The organism is Flavobacterium orientale, assembly GCF_014638005.1.
GTDB lineage: Bacteria > Bacteroidota > Bacteroidia > Flavobacteriales > Flavobacteriaceae > Flavobacterium > Flavobacterium orientale.
The window spans coordinates 289,183-314,503 of the sequence record NZ_BMFG01000001.1 but is presented as its reverse complement, the minus strand read 5'-3'; the positions used below and the strand labels follow the sequence as shown (position 1 = coordinate 314,503).

Sequence of the window (25,321 nt, the reverse complement as noted above, 5' to 3'; positions counted from 1 at the left end):
TATTCCTTAAACTTTTATGCCTTATATGGTAAAAAAAATCATCACCTCGGTGCCTCTACTACTCTGCAGCCTCTCTCTTCGCAAACACCGACAACGTCAACAACGTACTCACCACATGCGAATACTTCAAATGCTCTTGTTGAAAACCGGAATAGAAATGTTTCACAATAGCTGGGTCTATCAAAGAGTCAAAAGCCGGATTTTCATACAACCACTGTCGCAATTGAGTAGCATTGGCGGTTCCTAAAAATTGGTTTTCATAATTGTTCTTTACCAGCTTTTTAGTAAAAACGGTGTGATTTAGTTTCTGAAATACACGAAACGGTAAATTCCAAGGCATTTTATTCCAACTGTAATGGTACAAATTGAACGGTCGATGGTCTTGCCAAGTGATTTTTGCCAAGGCAGGATTCCGAAGTTTAATGTACGCGATTTGAAGGTGACGTCCAGCCAAATAACGTTCCGGAACACTACATATGAATGCACACATGCGATTGTCAAAATAAGGCAACCCCATAGGCTTCATGGCTTCAAAAAAACTGAGATTTATTGCCGTCCAACGCGGTGCCCAATACAAACTTTTAAATGCCCGAATCTGTGCATTTGCACTGTTTGGAATGTTAATAGCTCGTAATCCTGCTGTAATTCGTTCTCGCAAATACGTGGAAAAATCGCCTTCTAAATGCCAATGCTTCCACAACGCTTCTGCAAAAGGTACCCCCATTTTTTTGAGCACTTTGTGAAACAATACATTTACTTGTCCTTCAAAAGACAACTCCTCTGCCACTTTCATGTCATCAAACAAAACATCTCCCCAATGGCCTAAACAGAATACATCACCCATGGTCTCCCATTGCTCCATCACCGCCACTTGACGCGGATGGGTAAACTCGGTATAACACCCATTGATGGACGCTATTTTTTCGATACTTTCCCACAAATAACCTTCGGGAATCGTCATTTTTTGAAAGGGGAAGCCGCAAACGGCAGCAATTTGTTCACTGTAACGGGTTTCAGGATGCCCATGAGCCAATTCATAACTGTAAGCATGAACGTCTTTTTGCAAATACTGTAAAGCAGCAGCTTGTGTGCGACTGTCTAATCCCCCCGACAAAGGCAAAATCACTTTTTGATTCCCCACTTGTTCCTCAATAATGGTTTCAAAAAGTTGAGCAAACTCAGTAACAACTTGCTCAAAAGGTCGTTCCACAGGGGTATGATACCAAGTAAAAGCAGCAGACTCCGAAACAATTTTTTCACCATCCAACACATACCGCTTTCCGGGCAACAACACCTTTTGCTCCTGATAATACGTATCAGCACCCATAAAAAAACCGGTTGCAGCAAAGATACAAATGGCTTTCAAATCAAGAGTTTCACGATTACCGATAAACTGTTGACGTAGAGGAAGGATGGGCGTTTCTATGGTTGTCATTTTTTTGAGATCGATCTATAAAGTGCACTATGGCGTTCAATTTCTAAAGATAAAGAATAATGAGAAGCAACATGCTGTTGGAACTGTTGTCCCATTTTCTTCAAGGAAACAGCGTCTAACAAAAGTAATTTTTCTAATTTTTCTTTCAAATCAATTTCACCTCCGGCTTTAAAAAGAAATTCAGGAAAACTAGCCAACTGGTCTTTTATTCCGGGGACATTGGAACCTAAAACTACTTTACCATTAGCCATTGCTTCCAAAAGTGCTACAGGTGACCCTTCTTTCCTTCCTTCATTCAAAGTGGGCAAAACAAACAATTCGGCATAATCTAAAAAAAGTTTCACATCAAGCTGTTTTCCTGAAAAAAGAATTTGATGTTCCAATTGCTTTGCAACAACCGTTTGTTTTAATTGGTCGGCATACGCATTGTTATCATCACCTATAATCCAAACCACCCATTGGGGAAATGCAACAGCAATTTTTTCAAAGGCGGCAATCAATACTTCAATACCTTTTACAGGAACTAAATTAGCGACACAAATAATAATGCGTTTATCAGCGTCCGTTGTCATCTTGGTTCGAATCTCTGGCTTAGGGACATCCGGTTTGAATGCGGTTAAAGAAACACCTCTGGGAATTAAAACGGTTTTACTGCTCGAAGGATAAAACGCTTGTTGCATATCCGTATTTTGAACCGCTATTTTTGTCGCTAAAAAAGACCGCAACCGCCAACTGTTTTTTGACGCACCACCCCAACTCATATTTTTTTTGGTAAACACCCACGGTATTCCGGCCATTTTAGCCGCCAAAGGTTCCGTATAATTGGAACTGTAATGAAAACTGTGAATGACATCCGGCTGAAAGGTTTTAAAATACTGAGCCAACTTCCAACACGCTTGAAACATGGAAAGCAAAGGCCGTTCTTTAGGTAAAAAATCAGCTATATAGATAGGAATCCCGGATTGTTTAACCGTTTCAAAATAAGCTCCTCGGTCGTGCAGACACAAGATGGCTACTTCAAATAAAGAAGCATCTAAACCTTTTGCCAATTGCAACAAAGCCTTGCCGCTTCCGGCCGTATCAAAATTGGGAATGGTGTAAAGGATTTTTAATTTAGTCTTTTCCATACTTGAAAAAAAGGATTAAATTTTAGTTTTGAAGACAAGCGATTAATTAACAAACTAATTGGGTTGAAAAGTAAAAAATCTCTTTTGAAATCAAATAATATGGGGTCATTGATTATGCTTTCTAAAGAATTCCCTGAACGATGCAATAGCAATATATCCAATTGGAGTTGTCGCTGAACGATTTTGAATGCCTCCGAATTGCTTTTTATAATACTATCGGCATAAAGTTGTTTTTTTAAATTAAAATACGACCAAACCGTTCCATCTTTAGCGGCATTTGTTTTTGAAATAGTAGATTGAGCATGCCTGAAATAAGAAAACAACGTTTCACTATAAAAAAAACCTGTATACAACAATCCTAATCGAATAAAAAGAAAGGCATCTTCACCGGTTTTAATACTATGAAACCCTCCCAATTTTTTTACTGTTTCTGTTTTTATAACAATAGCACCGGGTCCTTGCAAATAAAAATAATGTTGTAACCAAATTAGACCTAAAGCTGGGGGACTGTTAATTCCCTCTCTAAAACCATTAATAGGATGTAATAATTCTCTTCCATCTTCATAAAATCGTTTCGTTCGACAAAACACAAATTCAACAGGATATTTTTCTAAAATAGCTATATCTTTTTCCCATTTTGCTTTATGAATTTTATCATCACAATCTAAAAAAGCTAAATACTCACCTTGAGCTTCAGCTATTCCTTTATTGCGGGCATGACCGGCTCCTTGTTTAGACTCACTGAGGATTTGATAAGAAAACTTCACATTATGTAGCTCTATATGCAACACTTCTATGGTGTTATCTGTTGAATTGTTATCAATAAATAATACCTCAAAAGTAGGATAGGTAACTTGATTAAGCTGTTCTATCAAACCGATGATAAACATTTCACTATTATAAAGAGGAATAATAATACTTAACATTTTAATATAGTATATAAAGTAAACAAGGCCCATTTCGCATCCACTTTGCCTTGCATATGGCTTTGTAATAAGGTTTCCATTTCTTTTCGTTCAAAACCAAACCGGGATACATCGCTTTCTAATAAAGTTTCAAAAAATGTGTCTTTCAAATCTTCTCGTATCCATTTTGTTAAAGGTACAGAAAATCCTTTTTTAACGGCTTCTCTTGATATAGAAGGATATTCTTTTTGAAGCAATTGTTGTAATAATTCCTTTTGTTTCCCACCACCTCCATTTAAAAGTGGGTCAATTCGCAAACTCGCTTCAATCATTTTTTTTTGCAAAAAAGGGACGCGAACTTCCAGACTGTTCTCCATACTCGCTAAATCCACTTTGCGTAATGTTTTTTGCATCATGCCATAAAATTCTGCTTTTTGCATATGCTGCAACAACACTCGCTCGTCTGAAGTATTCGGATAATCATAAACGTTCCAGCTTTCAGGTAATCGACTATTTATCAAATCAGGAGCTATACTTTCCATCCAGTTCGTTCTAAACCTGGAATGTAAGGCTTCATGTGCTGTATCTTGCCTTTTGGCCAATATAACACTGTTTATTTTACGCGTTTTAAACAAGTATTTGTCAGCTCCATACATTCCTTTTTTAAGCAAAGAAGGCCAATGCTGATAAGGAGCATTTTTTCCTATACTCCAAAAACGCTCGTAACCAAAAAACAATTCATCACCACCATCACCACTTAAAGCCACAGTCACCTCTTTTTTAGCTAGTTTAGCCACCAAAAAAGTGGGCAAAATACTAAAATCAGCTAAAGGCTCGTGAAGCGACGCCATAGCTTCATTCCAATAAGGGACAACCTCTTGTGCCGATAAAGTCCAAGTCTTTTGATAGCATCCTAACGATTTGGCAAAGGCAGCAGCTCTTTCCGATTCATCGTGTTTAATACTGTCTGAACCTATCGAAAACACTTTTAATTGGGTATCAATTGCTGATGCCTTTGCAGCAACTAAAGGGGAATCAACCCCTCCCGATAAAAAAGCACCGAGTGGTACATCAGCCAATAGTTGATCCTGAACACAAGTAGCAAGCGTTTCGTCAAGGAGTTGTAAGGCTTCTTTTTCATCAGTAATGAAATCGTTTCCTGCATTTGAGAACTCCCAAAAACGTTCTTGCTGCATCGAACCGTCTTGAAAAAAAGTAAGGTGTTCTCCCGGCAATACTTGAAATGTATGTTCATACAATCCAAAAGGTGCCGGTACAAAATGTTGCTGCAAATACAATTTCAAAACTTGAACGTCAATAGCCTCATTAGCAAAATCAGGATGTTTTCGAATCTGATCATATTGACTTGCGGCTACAATATGTTTACCTTTTTTACCATAAAAAAGTGGTTTAATCCCGGCAAAATCACGAACCAAGTGAAGTGCTTTGCTTTCATGATCATAAATCCCTAAAGCAAACATACCGTCCAAAACACGGATGGTTTGTTCAATACCCCACTCTTCCAAACAAGCCGTAATGGTTTCAGTGTCACTGTGTCCTCTAAAATTTGTAAAGTCCAATTGTTTACGCAAAGCCAAGTGATTGTAAATCTCCCCGTTAAAAACCAAAGTATAACGTCCACCAAAACTGTGCATCGGCTGTTCACCCGCTGAAGAGAGCTCTAAAATGGCCAACCGATTAAAACCCATCTGAATAAGAGACTCCTGATTCCAATAGCCCTGCGCATCCGGTCCACGTTTTTGAGACAGCGAAAGGAGTTCAACAAAGTTTACTTTGCCAAAATTTTGGGATGATTGATAATCAAGAAGAAATCCACACATAAAGTGAATGTTTATTATATTTTAACAATTTAGCAGTGTTTTATATAATTTATTTAGACGTTCAGTCTCTAACTCTATCGTGAAATTACTATTCACAAAATCAATTGCTTTTTTAGAACTATAGAAATAAGCTTCTTCATCTTCCCATAAATTTAATATTTGATTGACGAAGTAATCATAGTCATCAAATGTTGAAATCACACCTACTTTACCTTGATTAACTACTTCAGGCATCCCGCCAGTATCAGACACAACACAGTTAACCCCAAGGGATTGTGCTTCAAGAATACTTGTAGGTAGTGCTTCAGATAAACTTAGTTGCAAAAAAAAATCATAACGTGGTAAAATTTGCTTCAAATCTTTATTTGCTATTTTATGTTTTATATTTACATATCCAGATAATTCATATTTATCAACAAGATAATGTAATTGCCCAAAATCATGTCCATCACCATAAATATCATATTCAAAATTAATTTCTTTATCCTTTAATTTTTTAGCTAAAAGTATACTTCCTGCAATATTTTTTTCCCAAGTCATTCGAAAAGCAGATACTAAATATAATTTTTCTTTGTTTGGGTATTTTGGTTTAGCGTTTGAATACGTCCCAAAGGAAATAGGGACCACGTATATTTTCTCATCTGGAATACCCCATTTTTTTAAATACTCTTTCTGATGTTGACTCATTGTGATAAAAGCATCAACTTTTGTTCCATAGTTTGAATAAAAATCAACCCATCTTTTATCTACCCATGGTTTTATGTAGGTATCACCCCCACGCAATGTAATAATAATCTTTGGCCTATCCTGCAATTCAAAAAGTGGTATTATTTTAGAAAAAAGAAAACTGTGTTGAACGTGAACGATGTCAAAAGACATCATTTTCTTTATATCCAAGGATCTATACTTGCTAAAACCTAAATAATTTCTAAACCTACACCATTGATCTAACCAACCATAAGTATTGATTACAATATCTGATTCTTTATGGACTGAATAGCTTAAAACTTTTAAAGAATTTTTTTTACGAAGCAATTCTATCAAATTATGAATATACATTTGGTATGTCCCAGGATATTTTTCGAAAATATAAAGGATTTTCATTTTTCTAATTTTTAGTAGCTATTATCAAAATATTTTTTCCTGAATATTTAGAAAACTTGATAAATTTATAGATATTTAATTTACGATTTACTTTCTTGACAAAGCTGTAGTTTTTCAAATAAAAATTATGATTTACAAGAAACTTTTTATTTAAATTAAATAATTTTAAAATTACAGAATTGATATAAACCTCAAAATAGGTTCTTTTATCATGAACATCTTCTATTATTAGCTTGTCTAAAGTTATATTAAAAATCTCTTCTAATTTTAAAAATGTTTTGTATTTCCATCTAGATATATGATGTGGAGGTAAATTTAGTGTATGATTTAAATCAGTTGTTAAAATTGAATCAGCATATGGAACAGAAATAATTAGTTTTCCTCCTTGTTTTAAAGCTTTTAACTTTGATAAAATAAAATCATGCGGATTCCTTACATGTTCTAATACATGAAATGAACATACAACATCAAATTGATTTGGGTTTTCTATTGAAAACTCTTCAATAGATTCTTTTATTAAACTTACTCCATTTACTTTAGCTTTCAATATTGCCTCATCATTAAACTCTAAACCTGTGTATGATCGAGTACTTAACAAACTGGCAAAATAACCACTACCAGATCCTACTTCTAGCACATTATCATTTTTACTTATATATTTACTAGCCAGATTAAATTCTAATCTATCTTCAGAATAATAATTAAAATTTTTTATCTGTAAATTGTGATAAAACATTTCTGAACCTGCAACTAACGGATAAAAAAACATTAGACTACAATTATTACATTCTAAAGGAAAAATGTGATTAATATCTTTGAATTCATTTGACACATCAATACATAAATTTTCAATATAAAGATTAATTAAATCATCAACTTTAATTTTATTATGTTTTTTTAAATTTAAACTCCCACACAAAATACATTTTATCATAACCTATAATTTAAAATACAACCTTTTAATTCGTCCTTCACTTATTAGATGATAGTTATTTGTTAGTTTTATTATATATAAAAAAATTATAATTGAGATATATTTTTTTAATCCAAATATTTTTTTATTCAAATTATTGTTTAAAAAAATTATACGATTTTTTTTAAGATGATATGATAAAAAGGTACAGTATAGCATTAATTTTTTTGCCAAAAATTGTTTAGATTGAATACTTAACAAATCATCATAGTCATTTAGTACACTAGAATAAGTTAATATTAAATTTTTTGATTTTAAAACATGATCTTTTGATTGATCAACTTGAATTGAAACTGAACTAAATCTTTTTAAGGTTAATACTGCATCAATATACTTCCCTTTTGGTTTCGTTAAAAGTAATCCAATAAAAAAATGGAATTCTTGAGATGATTTTAATGTTTCATTATATTTATAAGTTGAAGCTAAACCTCTGGAACACAATAAATCACTTGTAGCCCAATATACTTTGTATTTTATAAAATTATCCGCATTTAAATCCTTATTATAATTTCTGTTAAATGCAATTTCTTCAAAAATTTCTGATTCTGATTTAAAATTAACATATTTGGAAACAGTAAAATCTAAATTATCAGTTAATAATTTATTTAATTGAACTTCTAATTTTCTATCAACCATCAAATCATCACTATCAAACCAATTCACAAACGCCCCCTTACTCTTTTCAAACCCATAATTCCGGCAGGCATTCGCTCCTTTAGGTCGGTCAGCAGGTCGGTGATAATACCGAAAACGTACATCTTTATCTACATACTTTCCCACCACTGCATCCGTATCGTCTGTACTTCCATCGTCAACAATGATACATTCCCAATTGGGGTAGGTTTGAGCAAGAATACTGTCTAGAGTTTCACAAATTAAATGAGCTCTATTATAGGTAGGAATAATAATAGAAACCAATGGGGTTTCTTGCGGTACTTCTTGTGAATGTAAGTCAACTTCCATAATACATAGCGACTAAAACGTCACCTAATTTTTGAATGCTATAATGCTCCTGTACCCATAGATGCCCTTTTGCTCCCATCACTTCTCTTACCATAGGGTTTCGGCATAAAAATAGTACTTTTTCCACAAAAGCCTCCAAATTATTTTCAGCAATTAAAAATCCTGTCTCACCATCTTTCATTCCATACTTCACGCCTCCTACATCTGCAACTACCACAGGAACTTTAAAAAACTGTGCCTCTTGAATTACCAGCCCTTGGGTTTCAGCTCTTCCTGTACTTTCTTCTGTTCTGCCTGAATAAATAAATACTGATGCAGTACTCATGTAACCAAAAACAGCTTCTTGAGACAAAGCCCCCAACCATTGTATGTGATTCTCGATGCCTAATTGCCGGGCTTGAGCTTTTAAATTCAACTCCTCTTCGCCTTCTCCTATCATTAAAAGTTGGATATCCGTCACACCTTGTTGCACCAAAGCAGATACTATTGCTAAGGCTTTATCTGGACCTTTTAACGCCATGAAACGCCCACAAAAAACCAAAGTAAAGACTTCATTTTTAGGCAAATCCAAATAAGGTTTCAGGTAGTTTTCATGAAACCCCACCGGAATCACATGAACATCTCTTAAATTTGAAGCTACCTGTGTTAATATTCCTTTCAAATAAGGAGTATTTATAGTAAACACATCAAAATAGGCAAACAAATCATGGTAAATTAATTTATATGAGGCTACTTTCGACGGTGTCAAATCGGAACCGTGAAAAGAAACAATACATTTTTCAGTGGTTAAAATTCCTGCTTTTTTCAATCGGGCCACTTTAACGCCGTTGAATCCAAAATGACAATGGATAATATCATATTTTTTCTGCAACAAGAAGACGGGTAGGTCCCAATACAATTTACGATGTACTGCCTTTGACTGAAAAGTAAAGGGATTGAAAAGCGAAAACAACAAGTTATAATTTATTTGGGTAGCATAAGTTTTAAAAAACCGTGAAAGCCCTTTTACCATCTCCCATCTTGAATCGGCATTTTTAAAATGCGTAAAGGTTCTTTGTTCTAATTTATAATCGGAAATGAGTTGGTGGCGAATGTTATCTTTACTTGCGTTGTAAGCAAAAATGGTACAATCATGTCCCCTATCCAGCATATCTGCTATTTGTGTAGCCACAAACGTTTCCGTTACACTCGGAAAAGTAGTGACCACGTATAAAATGCGTAAGGGTTTCATAGTGTAAACTTAGGGATTATTTTTGAGTTTGTGAGTTACTGAGTTATTGAAATAGAATAGTTCCGAATAGGTGTTACAAAAAAAACAAGACGTGAAACTTATTCCGTTTTTCTAATCACTAATTACTATTCACTAATCACTATTCTCACATACCTACCTCAACCACCGATACCCTCTTCCTGAAATCTTAAAAACCAAAAACCCGAAAACCGTGGTCCCCAAATGCAAAAAATCACAAAGTATAACATCCTCCCGAACTACTGCTTTAAAATACTTGATTTGCATAGCACTATTTTTCTGTTCTAAAGTAAATCGTAGAATTTGAAGAAGTAAATCCCTGAAATGCTTTCTGAATGAGGCTACATTGCCAATTTTTTTTTCTTGAATAAGCGTTAAATGCTTTTTTCGAATACCAAAAGCGGCTTCCAATTTTTCTGGATGCAACTGAATGATATTCGTTTTCAAAGAACCTGCATGTTGCCTGTAATAAACCAAAGATTCTTCTAAATAAATCAAATTCGGATGCTGATACAGCATTCGCATTGTAAAATCCCAATCAATTAAAATAGACAACGATTCGTCAAACAATTGCTGTTGTTTTTCCAAAAAGGCTCGTTTCCAAAGAGGGCCACAAACATAGAAAGTAACCTTGCCTGCATAATAATCTTCCAGTAAATTACCACTTTGAATAGTGTTTAATTTGATTGGTTCACCGGTCGCTAAATCAGTTTGCGTCACACGAGCTACCACAGCGTCACATTCCTCATTCATGGCTTGAATATACGTTTCAAAAGCATTGGGGACCAACAAATCATCGCTGTCTAACCAATAAATCAAATCACCTTTACAGGCTTCAAAACCAATGTTTCTACTGGCTGCTGAACCTTTTTTACGGGAATCCGGTCTAACTAAAAATTGAAATCTGGAATCATTGTAAATGTAAGGCATGACACGTTCTGAAGTAGCGTCCATACTCCCATCATCCACCACGATGCATTCCCATTGCGAATACGTTTGTGCCAAAACACTATCCAAAGTGGCACCAATCAAATGAGCTCGGTTATAAGTGGGAATAATTATGGAGACACATAATGTCATACGGGTATGTAAAAAATTAATGTTTTTTTTTCAATACGATGGTATAACCTGTCTTTTTATAGAACTTTAACCCCATACGCTCAAACCCACTTAAAATTTTGAGCACTAATTTTGATAAGAAACTGGTAGAGTTGATTGTTAAATCAGCAAAAAATTTCTCTTTTTTATACCTATAAATTTCTTCAAGCATTTCATAACTGCTATCAATAACTACTCTTGTTCTTGGTCCATTTGAATTAGTACACAAATAATTTTTAAAAATTACAGGCGGGTAAGGTCTGATGTGCGATAAATCATTATAAAAGTCATCCCAAAATAAAGGGGCAGAAATAATAAGAACCCCACCGGCTTTTAAACACCGATTCATTTCTTTTAAGGTTTCATAAAATTGTTCCGGATAAAGGTGTTCAACAACATGACTACAATGAATAACATCAAAAAAATTACTTTCAAAAGGCAATTGTGGCAACATTCCTGAATATACGTTCTTGTGTTGCTTCTCTTTTAAAAAAGCTACAGTCTCTTCATTTCCATCAAGCAAATAAAAATCTGAACTTTTATGGAAATTTGAAAAATCACCTTTGCCGGCTCCAACATCCAAAACAACTGTAGTATCGTTTATATATTTTGTGGCAACCTCAAAAAACACTTCTCTTTTGTGCGTAACATACTTTAAATTCATACGATTTCCCATTTTGTTTGATGGATTACAGGGTATCCATTCTTGGAAGAAATTGGACCACCCTCTTTTATTGCCCCTTCTCTAACGAGTACACGCAATACATTTTTATGCAAATCATAACTGGTTCCTTTTGATCCTAACCAAAGCGTTATGTTATAATTTCCGGAAATAACCGGCAAGCTGTTTATCCTCCCTCTTATCCTATTCTCTCCTATTTTCATCGAAAACAATTCACCAACATGGCCTGAATAAAGTTGAAAAACAGGAGTAGTGTCAACCATGCGAAAACCAACTGAAAACTCAACCAACTGCTCAACCTCCGAAACAACGAGTACTTCGAACTCAAACGAACCGCCGGTGACAATCTCCGATAAAATTTCAAATTTTTCAATTCTTATGAGCTTATAAACAATGCTACTGTTTATAAATACTTTAGAATATGACATCTCTTCGGTCTCCAAATATTTAGTTACCACGTCATCAATGGCTCCTTGAAACAGTACTTTTCCCTTATCAATAAGAAGGCCTCTCGTACACAAATTCTTCACCGCCGCCATATTATGACTCACAAACAACACCGTTCTCCCTTCCCCTTTTGAAATATCCTGCATCTTGCCAATTGCTTTCTTCTGAAACTCCGCATCACCCACTGCTAATACCTCATCCACTACTAAAATCTCTGGCTCTAAATGAGCAGCCACTGCAAAGGCCAACCGCACAGTCATTCCACTGCTATAGCGTTTTGTAGGGGTATCAATATAACGTTCACAGCCCGAAAAAGCAATGATTTCATCAATCTTAGAAGCGATTTCTTTCTTAGTCATGCCCAAGATAGCACCGTTTAAATAAATGTTTTCCCTTCCCGTCATCTCGGGATGAAAACCCGTACCTACCTCCAACAAAGAAGCAATACGCCCTCGGGTTTTTATCGAACCCGTCGTCGGTGAAGTCACCCGTGATAATATTTTTAATAAAGTCGATTTCCCCGCTCCGTTTTTCCCAATAATCCCCAATACCTCGCCTTGCTTTACTTCAAAATTAATATCCTGTAAAGCCCAAACGTACTGGCTGTCGCCTTTGGTACTGCGGTCGTTAGATTCACCTATCTTTAAGTAAGGGTCTTCCTTTCCCCGCACCGTATGCCACCAGCGGTTCAAATCATGCGATAACGTTCCCGTACCAATCTTTCCCAATCGGTACTGTTTGGAAACCTGCTCTACCTTTAATATCGTGCGACTCATTTGTTTTTATCAATGGGTTAAAAGTAGCATTATTTTTTGTAATGGGAAATAGGAGTTGGGAGGAATTAGTTGGGAGTGATTAGTGAATAATAATTAGCTCAGTACCTAAGAGCCTCAGTCACTTAGAAACTCAGCCACTCAGCACCTCCTAAATCACATCAATAAAACTCTTCTCCGTCCTATTAAAAACCAACAAACCCAAAAAGAAAACCACTACCGAAAAAACAATCGAATAGACCAAACCCCACAAGTCCAGCGAACCGGAACCCAGAAAAGCATATTTAAAGAAATCAAACAAGGCGGTTAACGGATTCATATAAATCAATGGGTGGTATTTCGGATCTATCTTCTCTAAAACCAAAGAAGTGGGATAAACGATAGGCGTGATATACATATACAGCGAAATGCCAAACGTAATCACAAAGTTCAAATCACGATATTTTACGGTTAAAGACGAAATAATCATCCCAAAACCCAACGCAATCAAGGCAACTACCAAGAGTAAAACCGGCAATAAAAGCACAGACCAATTAGGTAGTAACGGGGCACCTTGCGCGAAATAATAAAGTAAAACAACCAGAAAAAAAGCGAATTGAATTCCAAACTTGATAAGATTAGAGAGTATAACTTTGAACGGCATAATAATTCGTGGAAAATACACCTTCCCGAAAATACTCTGATTGGCAGTAAACGTCTCCGAAGTAGATTTCATACTATCCGAAAAATAAAACCACAAAATATTTCCCGCTAATACAAATAGAAAGTAAGGCACGCCATCAGAGGGAATCTCTGCTATCTTACTGAAAATAACAAACTGAATCACCGAAGTTAAAAGGGGTTGAATGATAAACCAAATCGGACCTAAAACGGTCTGCTTGTAAAACGTTACAATATCCCGCTTCACAAACAAAAGCAATAAATCGCGGTACTGCCAGATTTCTTTGTAATTAATGGACCAATACGACTTCTTTCCCGAAATCTCAAACAGCCATTTTTCGTTCTCTTCTTCCATGGTTTTTATTTGGAAGTCAAATGTAAAATTTTAATTGGAATTATGCTAGTGATTGGTAAAAGGTAATGGGTGATGAGATGGTGATGGGTGATGGGTGATTGGTAATAGGTAATGGGTAATGGGTAATGGGTAATGGGTAAAAGGTAATGGATAATATATAAAAATTTGTGCTGAGTAGTAAGAATGATTAATATGGATATAGCAAATTATAGCAGTAGGTCCTCCTGAGCCTGTCGAAGGATGCATACTTCAATAAACTCAGAGCAGGCGTGTTCAGACTGACAGTACTTTGTTTTGTTGTATTTCTTGTTGTTATAAAATTTGTGCTAATAGTAAAAATCATAACCTTAGATACATATCAATTAATAGCAGTATGTCCTCCTGAGCCTGTCGAAGGTCATTAACTTTTGAAGGTGTCACTTCCCTCCGATTCACGTTCACGGTTATATGGTTTTCAAAGGAAAATTCCGGCACCCTCAAAAATCAAGAGTCAGTCAAAGTAAGAGTTAAAAATTTCCGAAGCGGAAAAAAAAGCGATACTATTTTATGGTTTTTTTATCCGCTCCAAAAATTTTTAACCCTTACAACAACAGCACATTTCAAAAAACGAAACCACCACTCTTGCAAGGCATATTATTAGCAAAACAGGTCTTGCTTAAAGAAAATTTCAAATGACATTAAATCTTTTGTGCATATAACCAAATTCATAATTAAAAATTAATTATTCGTATTAAATGTTAATTTTTAAAAAAAATTATATATTTGAATTCAAAAAAAAACAAAATATATCTAACTGTTAATTTTTTTTCAAAAATATTTTTTTCCTAAAAAAAGTAGTAGAAGATAATTATGCTGTAAGATTGATAAAGTGTAGTTTATACATGCAAGACTTTATTTGCAAAAACTGTATATCAAATCCGAACAAATGACATCTAGAGCAGATTAATAAAAATGTATCAAGTACTTATATTATTTAGAGTTTTTTCTCATTATCTATTACTATTAGTGAAATTTAATAAACTGGAAATCATTAATAAAATATGAAAAAAATAATTTTAGCTATTGTGATCATGATGATTACAAATTCGGTTCAATCACAAGCACTTGAAGGATCACAAGTGTTAGACTATTCATTACCTACAAGTCAAAACGGTATTGCTCAGGTTAGAGTAAATTTTGATTGGAAACTTTCAGTATTTCAGGGTTCAATCGTTTTATCATATGACTCGGAATGTAATGGTAGTAACAATTTAAATTATAGAGGGAAAACTTATACAGGTTATAGCAGTTCGGATAATCTATCTTATGAATATCTACAGGAAAAGATTAGAGATATCAAATGTACTGACCCCACCGTATCAATTAAAATAACCGGCCCTGGCGTAAACAAACGAGTACAAGTTCAAGTTCACGAAGGAAAAAGTAGTGGTAGTGGTTTCGGCAGTATAAACTCGTTGATTTTAGGGAATGCCTCATCAAATGGTGTTAAGGATTTTGATGTGATCGTAGAGCATGTCGTTTCTGTTTTGTACTTAAATACACAACCTGCTTATGCCGAAATCGAAAAGATTTTATCAGAAAAAGAGAAAAAAGAAAAGCTTGATAATATCAAAAAACTAGTAAGCGAAAAAATTAATAATGAGGATCCTACGGGTGCAATGGCAGACCTACGTTCGGCAAAAAATTTATTCCCCAATGATCCGTGGATAAATGAAAAAATAAAAGAAGTTGAGCAAATACAGAAAAAACAGAAAGAAGATCTGGTAAAAAAGAATAACAAGGCAGAAGCAGACAAACTTAAAAGCCAGGCAAACACACAAATCAAACAAAAAAATTATGCCGGTGCAAGGGACCTTCTGAAAAAGGCAGAAAAATTAAACCCTGAAGATGATGAAATTCCTGAAATTTTCGAATCGCTTGAAGCACTAGGTTCAACTGTCAACACAAAAGAGAATAGCAAAAGTTCTTCTGCAAGTTCTAGTAATGATGATTTTTGGAATGACAAACCATCCAATAATACTTCGAGTAGTAGATCAAAGACAAAAGAACAGTTAGATGCCGAAGCGTATCAAGATGCAATGCAAAAACAACAAGCCTACACCGACAACTTCATGAACTCAATTAAAGAGCAAAAAGAAAAAGAGGAGCGTAGTTGGGTTGCTCGTGAGCAAAGTTTTTACGCAGCAGAAAGACTAAGAAACGCAAAAAATAATCTTTCACAAGGGAGCACACTCAGTAAAGATCACAGTTCAATTGAGTCATTGGAGAGAGAGTTTCAACAAAAAATGAATGCAGTGAATAATCTGGTTTCTGAACAAGTAGCTGCCAAAAATCAGAAATGGCAAACCGATGTACAAAATGCCTATAGAAACTCTAATGAAACAGACAAAGCTTTTGGAGAACTAGTCTCAACATTTGGTACACTTATCAATAGTGCTTCTGCTAAAAGTGAGGAAAGATATCGCAAAGAAAAACTCGAAAAAGAGCGTGCTGAATTAAAGAAAAAACTAGAAGCTGAAATGGCCGAAGAAAAAGCAAAACTGATGAGAGAATTCAGGGTTAACTTAATTAATCAATTTCCTGAGGGAGGTGTGCCGTTGTCAAAAGATAAAATCCCAGTAAATGAACTGTATTTTTTTGCTTACATCTATGATCCGGCAAAAATAAATAATATGTCCCCTGATATATTTATAACGAATACTTTTCCCATTGCACAATATAATGATGGCACATGGCCCTTTAAAAATGCAATCACAAGCGAGTTACAAAAAACAGCATCGGTATCAAATGGAAAACTTGTGCTTGTGGGTTATTACGGATCTGAAGAAACTGCAGAGGAATACCGAAAGTCTTTAATAGACTTATCAATAAAATCAGGTTTTGTCCAAAAGGATCTTGTTTATAAAGGTAAGAAAGCAACAAGTGTTCAAAAGAATACAGATTTTTGGGAAACAGGAACAAAAAAAGACGAAAAAAAGGATATTAAGAAAAAAGATGATTTTTGGAATAACTAACTTATAACTACCAAAATATATGTCAATGAAATTATTAACTTTCTTAATGTTTATAGGTTTTTTTTGCTCTGCCAATCTTTATGGTCAAGGCAATAATTTAAAAGCAAAGCTATTATATGAAGAAGCAGAGGTCGCCTACTCAGAGAACAATTTTGAACAGGCTTTCGAAAAAGCAAAAAAGGCAGAAGAATTACTCGGCAATTGGACACCCAAAACCGGGTATATGAAAATTATAGCACTTGACGAACTTTGTAATTATACTACTTTAGAAGACAGATATACGAAAATGCAGCGAAAAGAAGTGGATCGTTATATGAAATATGTTAATGCAAATGAGAAATCAGTTGACATCGATAAGGTTAAAAGAGTGATTAAAATAGAGGACTACATTCTTTTTCTAGTAAAAGAGGACGAAATGACTGAGAATGTTGAAGGTAAAAAAAGTTGGGAAAAGATGCAATATGCAGATGCATTGAAATGGTTTAAAAAAGGTGCAGATAAGGGTAGTGCTTTTTCTATGTATTGTTTAGGGAGATTCTATGAAGAAGGTATAGACGTGGAAAAAAATGTTGAAACGGCTATGCAATGGTATCAGAAGGCTGCGTTGAAAGGTGATCCAAATGCTATCAAAAGTCTGGCAGTTTTACTCTTCCATCAAAACTCAGGTAACAAAGAGGCGGGTCGATGGATGAAAATATTGACTGAAAAGGGAGATAAATCAATGTATTCCTCCTACGGTCTTAATTTATACTATCAAAATAATTTAAAAGAAGCCATTATATGGCTAAAAAAAGGATTACAGTTTGAAGACGAATTGTCCATTTACAGTATGGAGGCTTTAGGGTCTATTTACCTAGGATTAAATAATACAGAATATAAAGATATCAATGAGTCAATCAAGTGGTTTGAGACCAGTGCAAATAAAGGCTTTGAAGTTTCTATGTTCTACTTGGGCTATATTTATCAAATTGAGCTTCAAGATTATAAGCAATCTATTAAATGGTATAAGATGGCAGGAGATAAAGGGAATGCGACAGCTCTTTATATATTAGGAAGTTATTATCAGTTTGGATTTGGAACAACAATTGACTATAGTCAAGCCATGGATTTTTACTTAAAATCTGCATCATTAGGTAATATTAATGCCATGACAGCAATTTCCGTCATGTATAAAGATGGCTATGGAGTCAAAAAAGACAAGAAAATTGCTAATGAATGGAAAAAAAAGGCAGAGGTCGCTTCAGAAACTAATTAATTAATGAAAATGATAAAAATACTAATTCCAGCACAAACAAATATTTTATTTTTCTTAATCTTAACAACCATTCTATTCAGTTCCCAAAGAGTAATTGGCCAAGATTATATGTTTATTGGAACCTATGCTGTTAAAGATGCAAAAAAGGGCTATTGGTGTCTTGACCGAAATAAAATAGAAAAAGTTCCGGTATCAAATGAAATGGAATACAATAAAGCTAAAGACGATTTTTTTATGAAAAAGCCTGAATGGTCATCCACATACCTGCTTTCACCAAAATCGGCAGCAGTGATTGCAGAAATTAGCGTTAAAGACTGGAGCTTTAATTGCACCTTCAAAAGCATAACCATTGAATATGGTGCCACTCTTGAAATTGCTACAGAAAACCTTCAAAACAGAATAAAAAAAAATGAAGCAACTAGGGATGCTGAGCCTGAAATTGTGTTTACATGGAATCCAAAGAATACAAGTACTCAAGATTTTAATGAAAATATTGGTGGAGTACAAGTGCATATTATAAGTAAGCCAACTACAACAAGTAAAAAAGTGCTTCAAGCCACTTTTACCAATAAAAACACCACTAAAACAGCGGTTGTGGCACTTGTGACTACTAAAGGAGAAATTCTTCACTACCCTACCCAAATTAAACCTGGAGGTGTTCAAAAGATTGTTATCACTAATGAAGGTAATTTCGATATTTTCGTTGAGTTTCCAAACACAGCAACTGAACAACCGGAGTCGGTAATTGACAGAGTCAAGCAATGGGTTAATGAACAAATTAATTCCAACTCTCAACTAGAAGGTGAGTCTAAAGGAAAAAATTTCTCTCCAGCTTGTATGTGTATAAGAGGATAATTTAAAAAATGAAACCTTCAAAAATTTTAAAAATGAAAAAGACTTTACTAATAATTTTTATAGTTTCATGCAATTGCATATTTGCTCAGGAAAACGGATTAAAAGCTCGTATTGAATTTGAGGAAGCGGAAAAAGCATACGCAGAAGGCAACTATGAATTAGCACTTGAAAAAGTAAAAAAGGCAGAATCCTTACTTGGGAAATGGACACCTAAAACAGGCCATCTAAAAATACTGACATTGGATAATCTGGCTGATTATCACAACTTAGACAATAGCCTTACTATACAACAAGTAAAAGAAGTGAAGGCATACATGTCTTATGCAACCACTAATCAGTCTGAAGTTGATTTAGATAAATTTAAAATAGTTTATAAAATTGAAGAAAACCTCAACAATTTGAGCAAATTTACGAACGAAGAGAAAATTTACGATGAGATGCTTGAATATGTAAGGGGTACGAACGCATTAAAAAATAAAGACTATAGTATTGCCGTAAGCGAATTTAAAGCTTCGGCAGCAAAAGGAAATCCCAAAGCAATGATATCCCTTGGGATATTATACGGCTTTAACGAGAGTTTAAAAGATGAAAAAGAAGCAAGCTATTGGTTCAAGCAAGCTGGTGACAATGGTTATCCAGTAGGATACCATTGGCTTGGTAGAATTCACAGTTTTTCAAAAATTGCAACAGATTATGAATTGGCCTTTAAGTATTTTAAAAAAGCCTATGAAATGGGTTTACTCGGTCCATATGCATCTGGAAATTATTATTTTATTGGCATCTGTTATCACAGTGGACAGGGTGTTCAAAGAGATCTTCAGGAAGCTGTCAGGTTTTATAAGATGGCTACCAAAGCAGGCAGCTTAGAAGCAATGGCCGAACTGGGTAGAATGACATATTATGGTTATGGTATAGCGGTAAATAGAAATGAAGGCTTGAAATTGTTAAAAATGGCAGCTGATAAAAACCTCACTGATGGATTGAGATACTTAGGGAATATCTATTTTGACGAAAATGATTTCAATTTATCTTTCAGTTATTATGAAAAGGCATATTCAAGAAATAAAAATAAAATGGGTAAACTTGGTGATGCATGGAAAAAAGGTGAACTTTTAGATATACAGACAGATTTTGCAATTGCATGGTTGAATGATAATGCGTCGAAAGGTGATAAAGATGCGATGTATGGATTGTTTAAATATTACGAATACAAAGACAGAAAGCTTGCAGATGAGTGGCTAAAAAAATGGAGTTCTGCAAAGTAGTGAAAAGAATTTAACGGATAACATGTTAAATTTAATCAATATAAAAAACATTCCAAATTCTTCAATTAATTTTGAAGGTGCAACTAGTATACCGTTTGAAACTCATTCAAAATTCACTATTCTTAAATCATAACTCATCTCGGCACCCTCAAAAATCAAGAGTCAGTCTAAGTAAGAGTTAAAAATTCCTGCAGCGGATAAAAAGCGTAATTATTTTATTGTTTTTTTATCCGCTTCAGGAATTTTCAACCCTTACGACAACAGTACATTCCAAAAAACGATATCAATACTCCGTCTAGCAAATAACTACTCCAATTCACAATTAAAAAAAAGCGGAAGTAGTAGTTTAACCTGAGCCTGTCGAAGACTTCGCGATGCATCCTTCGACAAGCTCAGACTGACAGTACTTTGTTTTGTTGTATTTCTTGTTGTTATAAATTTGTGCTACTAGTAAAAATCATAACCTTAGATACATATCAATTAATAGCAGTATGTCCTCCTGAGCCTGTCGAAGGATACATCGCGAAGTCTTCGACTCTTCGATAAACTCAAGGCAGGCATGCTCAGACTGACAATCCATTTTAATAGTATGATGGGTGAAAATTCGTTACAACAATACGTCTAATCAAGATTACCCAAAACCCATTACCAATTACCAATTACCCATTACCAATCACCCATTACCCATTACCCATCACCCATCACCCTCTCATCCCCCAAACAACTCCACCAAAGCCCCCTTACTCAAAGGCTTCTCAACAAAATCAATAACCAATGGGTTTTGCTTCGCTCGTTCAATATCTAAAGGGTCAATAGAAGAAGACAGAATGTAAATTCGGAACTGACTCCTTACACTGGGCGAAAAGGTTTTAAACAATTCCAGAAATTCCCAGCCTGTAATAGTGGGCATATTCAAATCTAAAAATAAAACTATTTTTTCTTCACGTGAGCTATATTCATATTCCTCTTTAATATAATCCAAGGCCTCTTCAGGAACCAAAAAGTCCTTTACCGCTACTTCTCCAAATGATTTTAGCAATACGGTCTTGGACAGAAAATTGCTAAAAGGATCATCGTCAACGATGATAAATTGCTTAGTTGATTTAGTCATACTAGCTCCTTTTTAGGGTTCAAAAATAATGGTAAAAGTTGTTCCTTTATTCACTTCACTGGCAATAGTGATTATGCCTCCCAAGGCTTCTACTTGGGTTTTGACCATGAATAAACCCACTCCTTTTCCTTCTACATGCGAATGGAATCGCTTGTACAATCCGAATACTTTATCGCCCTTTGTTTTCAAATCGATACCCAATCCATTGTCCTTAAAGATAAGAATTATTTTTCCATTATCGAATTTAGTGCTAATTTCTATACGTGAAGAGACATCCGGCCTACTGTATTTGATACTATTGCTGATTAAATTATAAAAAATACTGTGCATATAGGCCTTTAAAGTATAAATTTGATCCACTTCCGTAAAATCAACGAGTAGCTGAACCTGATGCTTTTCAAGCAGGTGCTCTATAGTAGTACGAATATCACCAACTAATTTAGAAAAGTGAAGATCTTCCTTTTTATCATTACTATCGCTTTTCATTTGCAAGATGCCGTTTATGTCTTTAATAATAGCATCCAAACCTGCTACTGAAGAAGAAAGTGCGTAAAGCAGCTCCTTTTGTTCTTCCGCTGTCAGCATTTCATCCTGTAAGAGTTCTGTAAAACCGATAATATTGGCCGTTGGAGCTCGCAAATTATGTGAGATAATAAAGGTAAACTGTTCCAAATCGCGATTTCGCTGCAACAAATCATTGGTAATTTTGGCCCGTTCCATCTCGTTTTCCTTGCGTTCTGAAATGTCGTTAGATACACCAATGACACCTATCTGTTTACCAAATTCATCATATACAGGAGAATAATAAACATAGGCAGGAAAGAAATTGCCGGTTTTTCTTTTCATATAAAATTCGCCGGACAACGTTTGACCCCTGGACAACTTTCGCATCAGTAACGCTCCCTCTACTTTTGTAGGATCGGCGGAAATTAAATCAAGAATATTTTTACCGAAAGACTCCTCAAAAGTCCAACCATAAATGGCAACAGCGGCTTGATTCCAAAAAGTTACGTTACCATTCATATCCGTTGCAATCACTGCCTGTCCGATAGTATCTAAGAGTTCCGCTTTAAATTGAATTTCATACTCCGATTTTTTTCGTTCCGTGATGTCTTGGCAGGTACCAACCGCTTTGATTGGAACACCTTGTTCATCATGAAGCACTTGCCAACGCTCTTCCAAAAATTTAACTTCGCCTTGTTTCGTAATAATTCGGTGTTCAATCGAATGGATGCCTTTTGTGGGCAAAGAATTTTTTAAAGCAGCATCTACTTTTGCCCGATCATCGGGATGTACAAAATTAAGAAAATCAGGATGAGAGGATTTAAAATCGTTTCGCTGACAATCAAAAATGACAAACGTTTGTTCCGACCAGATCACGTTGAAATTCCTTAAGTCTGTTTCCCAATTTCCTACCTTAGCCAATGACTGGGCTTCCGCTAATCGGGTTTCACTGGCACGAAGCTCGAGTTCCGCTTTTTTATTTTCGGTCATATTCCTGGAATAACAAGCAATACCAACTATTTGTTCGTTATGAAGTATCGGACTAAAGCTTGTTTCCGTCCAAGTCTCCTCCCTTCCTTCTGTTGGAGGTGTATAAATTTCAGTTCTAAAAGACTCCCCTGTAAGTGCCCTGCTGTAAAGTAATTTCCAATAAGCGATAAAGTCAGCAGGATAAATGCCTTGTAGTAACACATCATCACCCGGTTTAATAGCTACTCCTGTGAATTTCTTTAATTCATTGACAAATGAAACATTGGCGGCTATGAGTTTAAATTCCTGTGAAATGCTCCAAATTAAATCATCGGTACTGTTAATAAGTGCTTCCTTATTTCTTCTTTCAAATTCTTTTTGTTCTTCAGCTCTTCTTTTTTCGGTAATGTCTGCCGCGGTGACAAAAACACCAAAGATGTTGCCAAACTCATCTTTAGCAGGATTGTATTTGAGGCAGAAATAATACGTTGTGTCTTCAGGTCCGGGGAAATGCAATTCCGATTCTTCCACATGCCCCGCCAAAACTCGCTCATAGATAGCCGCCACTAGTTCTTTTCTTTCCGGTAATACATAGTCCAAAATAAAATCTCCTTTATGAATAGGTATACCCATGTATTTTTTATACAAATTCTTAAATTGGACATTAAAAGATACAATTTTCAAATCCAGATTGAGTAATACAAAGGACTCTTCGGTATTATTGATAAGAAGCAACATCTCTGCTTCTGCCCTTTTGCGTTCGGATATGTTAGTATGCATAACAACCGCTCCTGTGAGTTGCTTACTCTTGAAAGGTCGCACTTCCGCTCTAAACCATCTTTTTTCATCAAGAGAATCACATTGGTATTCCATGGTAAAATGATCCCGCTCTCCTCGCAATACTCCGCGTAAACCCTTTGCCATATGCTTGCCGTCTTTAGCCTCAGACCCTAATGATTTTTCAGCTACTTCAATGTAATTTTTATGGAGATGTTCATAAGAATCAGGCATGCCATTTGCTTTGCCAAAATGAACCCAAGCCTCATTTACTTTTACGATAGTCCCCTCATGATCCAGCAAAGCAATACTGGCTGGTAACGTATTTAAAATAGTGGTTTGCTCTTGAGAAAGGGCTTCCAATTCTTCAAAGTTTTTTTGCAATTCCAATTCCGCTGCCTTTTTTTCAGAAATGTCTCTGAAATTTAAAACCACCGCATCGATACCCGGTTCATGAAGCATGTTTACAAACGTACCTTCACACCAAATCCATTGTTGGTTTTTGTGCAGTATCCGGTGTTGATTTGAAAAAGAATGACCCGGAGTTTCTAAAATGGCCTCTAATTTTTTGGATAAAACGGAAAAATCTTCAGGATGAATAAAATCGAAAGCCGACGTGTTTACCACCTCCTCAATGGTATAACCAAAAAATTTAGGCACTGATGGACTTCCATAAATGATTTTTCCTTCCAATGAAGAAAGTACAATCATATCCGAACTGTTTTCAATCAAAGCCCTAAAACGCTTTTCATTTTGCACCAAACGTTCCTCTGCTTGCTGATGTCTGGCTTCTTTGTCAAAGAAATCAAGAGCAAATGAAATATCTCCGGTTACCTCAATCAAAGAAGCAATATCATCCTGATCAAAATAATTGGATTCCGTAGCATAAAGACTAAAAGCCCCAAAAACAGCACCTCCTTTTTTGATGGGTAAAACAATACAGGAACCAATATTGTGTTTTTCAGCATAGGGTTTCCAATTCACATGTTCAACCTCTTGTTCAAAATCGTTACTAAGAAAATAATGGCCGGTGCGAAGCACATAATCCAACGGACCATTTTCTTCATAAGGCTCTTCAGTTATTCGTTTAACCTCTTGTTCCGTTAAACCGGAGGAATCCAATAGCACTATTTTTCTCTCAGCAGGTTCATAACTACACAACCATGCTTTTTTATACCTGCCGAATTCCAAGGCAATACTACACGATTTTCGAAAGAGCGTTTTGGCATCCTTTACGTGAACAATAGTCTGGTTGATTTGACTGATAAAATGATAAAGACGATTGGCCTTTTCCAGTTTTTCCTCAGTAACCTTATTTTCTTGTAAGGCGTTAGTTAAGCCCCCAAGCAATAAATCCAAACATTTGGCACAAGCAAAACTCAACAAAACCATATTAGACGACACGGCAATCCAAGCTCCCATACTATAGTCGGAAGTAACAGGAGATGCCACTTCAAAATAAATCAAAAGAGCAAAAATCACACAAACAATCGTATTGATCCAGGCTGAAAAATACGCCGCAGCTGTAGAATAAATAAGTGCTGAAAAAATAGTAATGGCCAATAAAAAAAGTAATGCGGGACCCGGCAAGGGCAAATAATAGAGTAAAACCAGTGACAACGAATAAATAACAAAGATAAAAATGGCTTTTCGAAGTGCCAGTTGTATTCCGGGAACTACGGCAACTAGTACAATCATCAAAAAAGCAAACAAATCCATAAACCCAACCACAGGAACGCCATTAGCAAAGGCAACAAAAACACTGGGCACTAAGGCAAGTAAACTTAATGGCGTGAGGTAAATAAGAATAGTACAAAAAACAGTATTCCTCCAATAATACACTTTCTCTGGGTCGTTAGGGACCTTGTTCAAAACAACAGCTTGAACGTGTTCTTTATAAATAGTCCACCAACTAACGGTATTTTTATGTGCTTGTGGCATAAATGAAGTAGGGTTTGC

The 25,321-nt window shown here is 35.3% G+C and carries 18 protein-coding genes; 4 read left to right on the top strand and 14 right to left on the bottom strand.

Annotated features, from left to right (window positions below; translation table 11 throughout):
- Window positions 1–58: 58 nt before the first annotated feature.
- The 12 genes from IEV15_RS01315 to IEV15_RS01260 form a co-directional block, all read right to left on the bottom strand.
- Window positions 59–1,435 carry an asparagine synthase-related protein gene (locus IEV15_RS01315; RefSeq protein ID WP_188360686.1) on the bottom strand — a complete coding sequence of 459 codons (1,377 nt, stop codon included), beginning with the start codon at window positions 1,433–1,435 and terminating at the stop codon, window positions 59–61.
- Window positions 1,432–2,562, bottom strand: coding sequence for a glycosyltransferase (locus IEV15_RS01310; protein ID WP_188360685.1), 1,131 nt, complete (start codon window positions 2,560–2,562; stop codon window positions 1,432–1,434). The genes IEV15_RS01315 and IEV15_RS01310 overlap by 4 nt, the downstream gene beginning before the upstream one ends.
- Window positions 2,544–3,488, bottom strand: a complete 945-nt coding sequence (locus IEV15_RS01305) for a glycosyltransferase family 2 protein (RefSeq protein ID WP_188360684.1) — start codon at window positions 3,486–3,488, stop codon at window positions 2,544–2,546. The genes IEV15_RS01310 and IEV15_RS01305 overlap by 19 nt, the downstream gene beginning before the upstream one ends.
- Window positions 3,482–5,308 (bottom strand): asparagine synthase (glutamine-hydrolyzing), encoded by a 1,827-nt coding sequence (asnB, locus tag IEV15_RS01300; RefSeq protein ID WP_188360683.1) that lies wholly within the window; start codon window positions 5,306–5,308, stop codon window positions 3,482–3,484. The genes IEV15_RS01305 and asnB overlap by 7 nt, the downstream gene beginning before the upstream one ends.
- A 21-nt stretch (window positions 5,309–5,329) precedes the next feature.
- Complete coding sequence (locus IEV15_RS01295; protein WP_188360682.1) at window positions 5,330–6,412, bottom strand: glycosyltransferase family 4 protein; 1,083 nt, start codon at window positions 6,410–6,412, stop codon at window positions 5,330–5,332.
- A 4-nt stretch (window positions 6,413–6,416) separates the two neighbouring features.
- Window positions 6,417–7,346, bottom strand: a complete 930-nt coding sequence (locus tag IEV15_RS01290) for a class I SAM-dependent methyltransferase (RefSeq protein WP_188360681.1) — start codon at window positions 7,344–7,346, stop codon at window positions 6,417–6,419.
- A gap of 3 nt (window positions 7,347–7,349) precedes the next feature.
- Window positions 7,350–8,348 carry a glycosyltransferase family 2 protein gene (locus tag IEV15_RS01285; protein ID WP_188360680.1) on the bottom strand — a complete coding sequence of 333 codons (999 nt, stop codon included), beginning with the start codon at window positions 8,346–8,348 and terminating at the stop codon, window positions 7,350–7,352.
- On the bottom strand, window positions 8,338–9,579 hold the full coding sequence (locus IEV15_RS01280; protein WP_188360679.1) for a glycosyltransferase: 1,242 nt from the start codon (window positions 9,577–9,579) through the stop codon (window positions 8,338–8,340). The genes IEV15_RS01285 and IEV15_RS01280 overlap by 11 nt, the downstream gene beginning before the upstream one ends.
- A gap of 153 nt (window positions 9,580–9,732) precedes the next feature.
- On the bottom strand, window positions 9,733–10,677 hold the full coding sequence (locus tag IEV15_RS01275; RefSeq protein WP_188360678.1) for a glycosyltransferase family 2 protein: 945 nt from the start codon (window positions 10,675–10,677) through the stop codon (window positions 9,733–9,735).
- 16 nt (window positions 10,678–10,693) lie between these two features.
- Complete coding sequence (locus tag IEV15_RS01270; RefSeq protein ID WP_188360677.1) at window positions 10,694–11,359, bottom strand: class I SAM-dependent methyltransferase; 666 nt, start codon at window positions 11,357–11,359, stop codon at window positions 10,694–10,696.
- Window positions 11,356–12,600 (bottom strand): ABC transporter ATP-binding protein, encoded by a 1,245-nt coding sequence (locus IEV15_RS01265; RefSeq protein WP_188360676.1) that lies wholly within the window; start codon window positions 12,598–12,600, stop codon window positions 11,356–11,358. The genes IEV15_RS01270 and IEV15_RS01265 overlap by 4 nt, the downstream gene beginning before the upstream one ends.
- 148 nt (window positions 12,601–12,748) lie before the next feature.
- Window positions 12,749–13,612: an ABC transporter permease gene (locus IEV15_RS01260; protein WP_188360675.1), complete on the bottom strand. Its 864-nt coding sequence runs from the start codon at window positions 13,610–13,612 to the stop codon at window positions 12,749–12,751.
- Between the two features lie 1,040 nt (window positions 13,613–14,652).
- Here IEV15_RS01260 and IEV15_RS01255 point away from each other — a divergent pair.
- Genes IEV15_RS01255 through IEV15_RS01240 form a run of 4 tightly spaced genes read left to right on the top strand, consistent with a single transcriptional unit; the run spans window position 14,653 to window position 20,001 of the window.
- Window positions 14,653–16,626: a hypothetical protein gene (locus IEV15_RS01255; protein ID WP_188360674.1), complete on the top strand. Its 1,974-nt coding sequence runs from the start codon at window positions 14,653–14,655 to the stop codon at window positions 16,624–16,626.
- 25 nt (window positions 16,627–16,651) lie between these two features.
- Complete coding sequence (locus tag IEV15_RS01250) at window positions 16,652–17,881, top strand: tetratricopeptide repeat protein (protein WP_188360673.1); 1,230 nt, start codon at window positions 16,652–16,654, stop codon at window positions 17,879–17,881.
- 9 nt (window positions 17,882–17,890) lie between these two features.
- A complete protein-coding gene (locus IEV15_RS01245; RefSeq protein ID WP_188360672.1) occupies window positions 17,891–18,736 on the top strand; it encodes a hypothetical protein in 846 nt (281 codons plus the stop codon).
- Window positions 18,737–18,744: 8 nt separating this feature from the next.
- Entirely contained in the window at window positions 18,745–20,001 is a 1,257-nt protein-coding gene (locus tag IEV15_RS01240) for a tetratricopeptide repeat protein (protein WP_188360671.1), read from the top strand.
- 709 nt (window positions 20,002–20,710) lie between these two features.
- Here IEV15_RS01240 and IEV15_RS01235 read toward each other — a convergent pair.
- Entirely contained in the window at window positions 20,711–21,112 is a 402-nt protein-coding gene (locus tag IEV15_RS01235) for a response regulator (RefSeq protein WP_188360670.1), read from the bottom strand.
- A 12-nt stretch (window positions 21,113–21,124) separates the two neighbouring features.
- Window positions 21,125–25,303 carry a PAS domain S-box protein gene (locus tag IEV15_RS01230; RefSeq protein ID WP_188360669.1) on the bottom strand — a complete coding sequence of 1,393 codons (4,179 nt, stop codon included), beginning with the start codon at window positions 25,301–25,303 and terminating at the stop codon, window positions 21,125–21,127.
- Window positions 25,304–25,321 lie beyond the last annotated feature (18 nt).

Excerpts from the sequence above, each read along its gene's own strand:
- IEV15_RS01315 (WP_188360686.1), bottom strand. The coding sequence starts at position 1,435 with ATGACAACCATAGAAACGCCCATCCTTCCTCTACGTCAACAGTTTATC.
- IEV15_RS01310 (WP_188360685.1), bottom strand. The coding sequence starts at position 2,562 with ATGGAAAAGACTAAATTAAAAATCCTTTACACCATTCCCAATTTTGAT.
- IEV15_RS01305 (WP_188360684.1), bottom strand. The coding sequence starts at position 3,488 with ATGTTAAGTATTATTATTCCTCTTTATAATAGTGAAATGTTTATCATC.
- asnB (WP_188360683.1), bottom strand. The coding sequence starts at position 5,308 with ATGTGTGGATTTCTTCTTGATTATCAATCATCCCAAAATTTTGGCAAA.
- IEV15_RS01295 (WP_188360682.1), bottom strand. The coding sequence starts at position 6,412 with ATGAAAATCCTTTATATTTTCGAAAAATATCCTGGGACATACCAAATG.
- IEV15_RS01290 (WP_188360681.1), bottom strand. The coding sequence starts at position 7,346 with ATGATAAAATGTATTTTGTGTGGGAGTTTAAATTTAAAAAAACATAAT.
- IEV15_RS01285 (WP_188360680.1), bottom strand. The coding sequence starts at position 8,348 with ATGGAAGTTGACTTACATTCACAAGAAGTACCGCAAGAAACCCCATTG.
- IEV15_RS01280 (WP_188360679.1), bottom strand. The coding sequence starts at position 9,579 with ATGAAACCCTTACGCATTTTATACGTGGTCACTACTTTTCCGAGTGTA.
- IEV15_RS01275 (WP_188360678.1), bottom strand. The coding sequence starts at position 10,677 with ATGACATTATGTGTCTCCATAATTATTCCCACTTATAACCGAGCTCAT.
- IEV15_RS01270 (WP_188360677.1), bottom strand. The coding sequence starts at position 11,359 with ATGAATTTAAAGTATGTTACGCACAAAAGAGAAGTGTTTTTTGAGGTT.
- IEV15_RS01265 (WP_188360676.1), bottom strand. The coding sequence starts at position 12,600 with ATGAGTCGCACGATATTAAAGGTAGAGCAGGTTTCCAAACAGTACCGA.
- IEV15_RS01260 (WP_188360675.1), bottom strand. The coding sequence starts at position 13,612 with ATGGAAGAAGAGAACGAAAAATGGCTGTTTGAGATTTCGGGAAAGAAG.
- IEV15_RS01255 (WP_188360674.1), top strand. The coding sequence starts at position 14,653 with ATGAAAAAAATAATTTTAGCTATTGTGATCATGATGATTACAAATTCG.
- IEV15_RS01250 (WP_188360673.1), top strand. The coding sequence starts at position 16,652 with ATGAAATTATTAACTTTCTTAATGTTTATAGGTTTTTTTTGCTCTGCC.
- IEV15_RS01245 (WP_188360672.1), top strand. The coding sequence starts at position 17,891 with ATGATAAAAATACTAATTCCAGCACAAACAAATATTTTATTTTTCTTA.
- IEV15_RS01240 (WP_188360671.1), top strand. The coding sequence starts at position 18,745 with ATGAAACCTTCAAAAATTTTAAAAATGAAAAAGACTTTACTAATAATT.
- IEV15_RS01235 (WP_188360670.1), bottom strand. The coding sequence starts at position 21,112 with ATGACTAAATCAACTAAGCAATTTATCATCGTTGACGATGATCCTTTT.
- IEV15_RS01230 (WP_188360669.1), bottom strand. The coding sequence starts at position 25,303 with ATGCCACAAGCACATAAAAATACCGTTAGTTGGTGGACTATTTATAAA.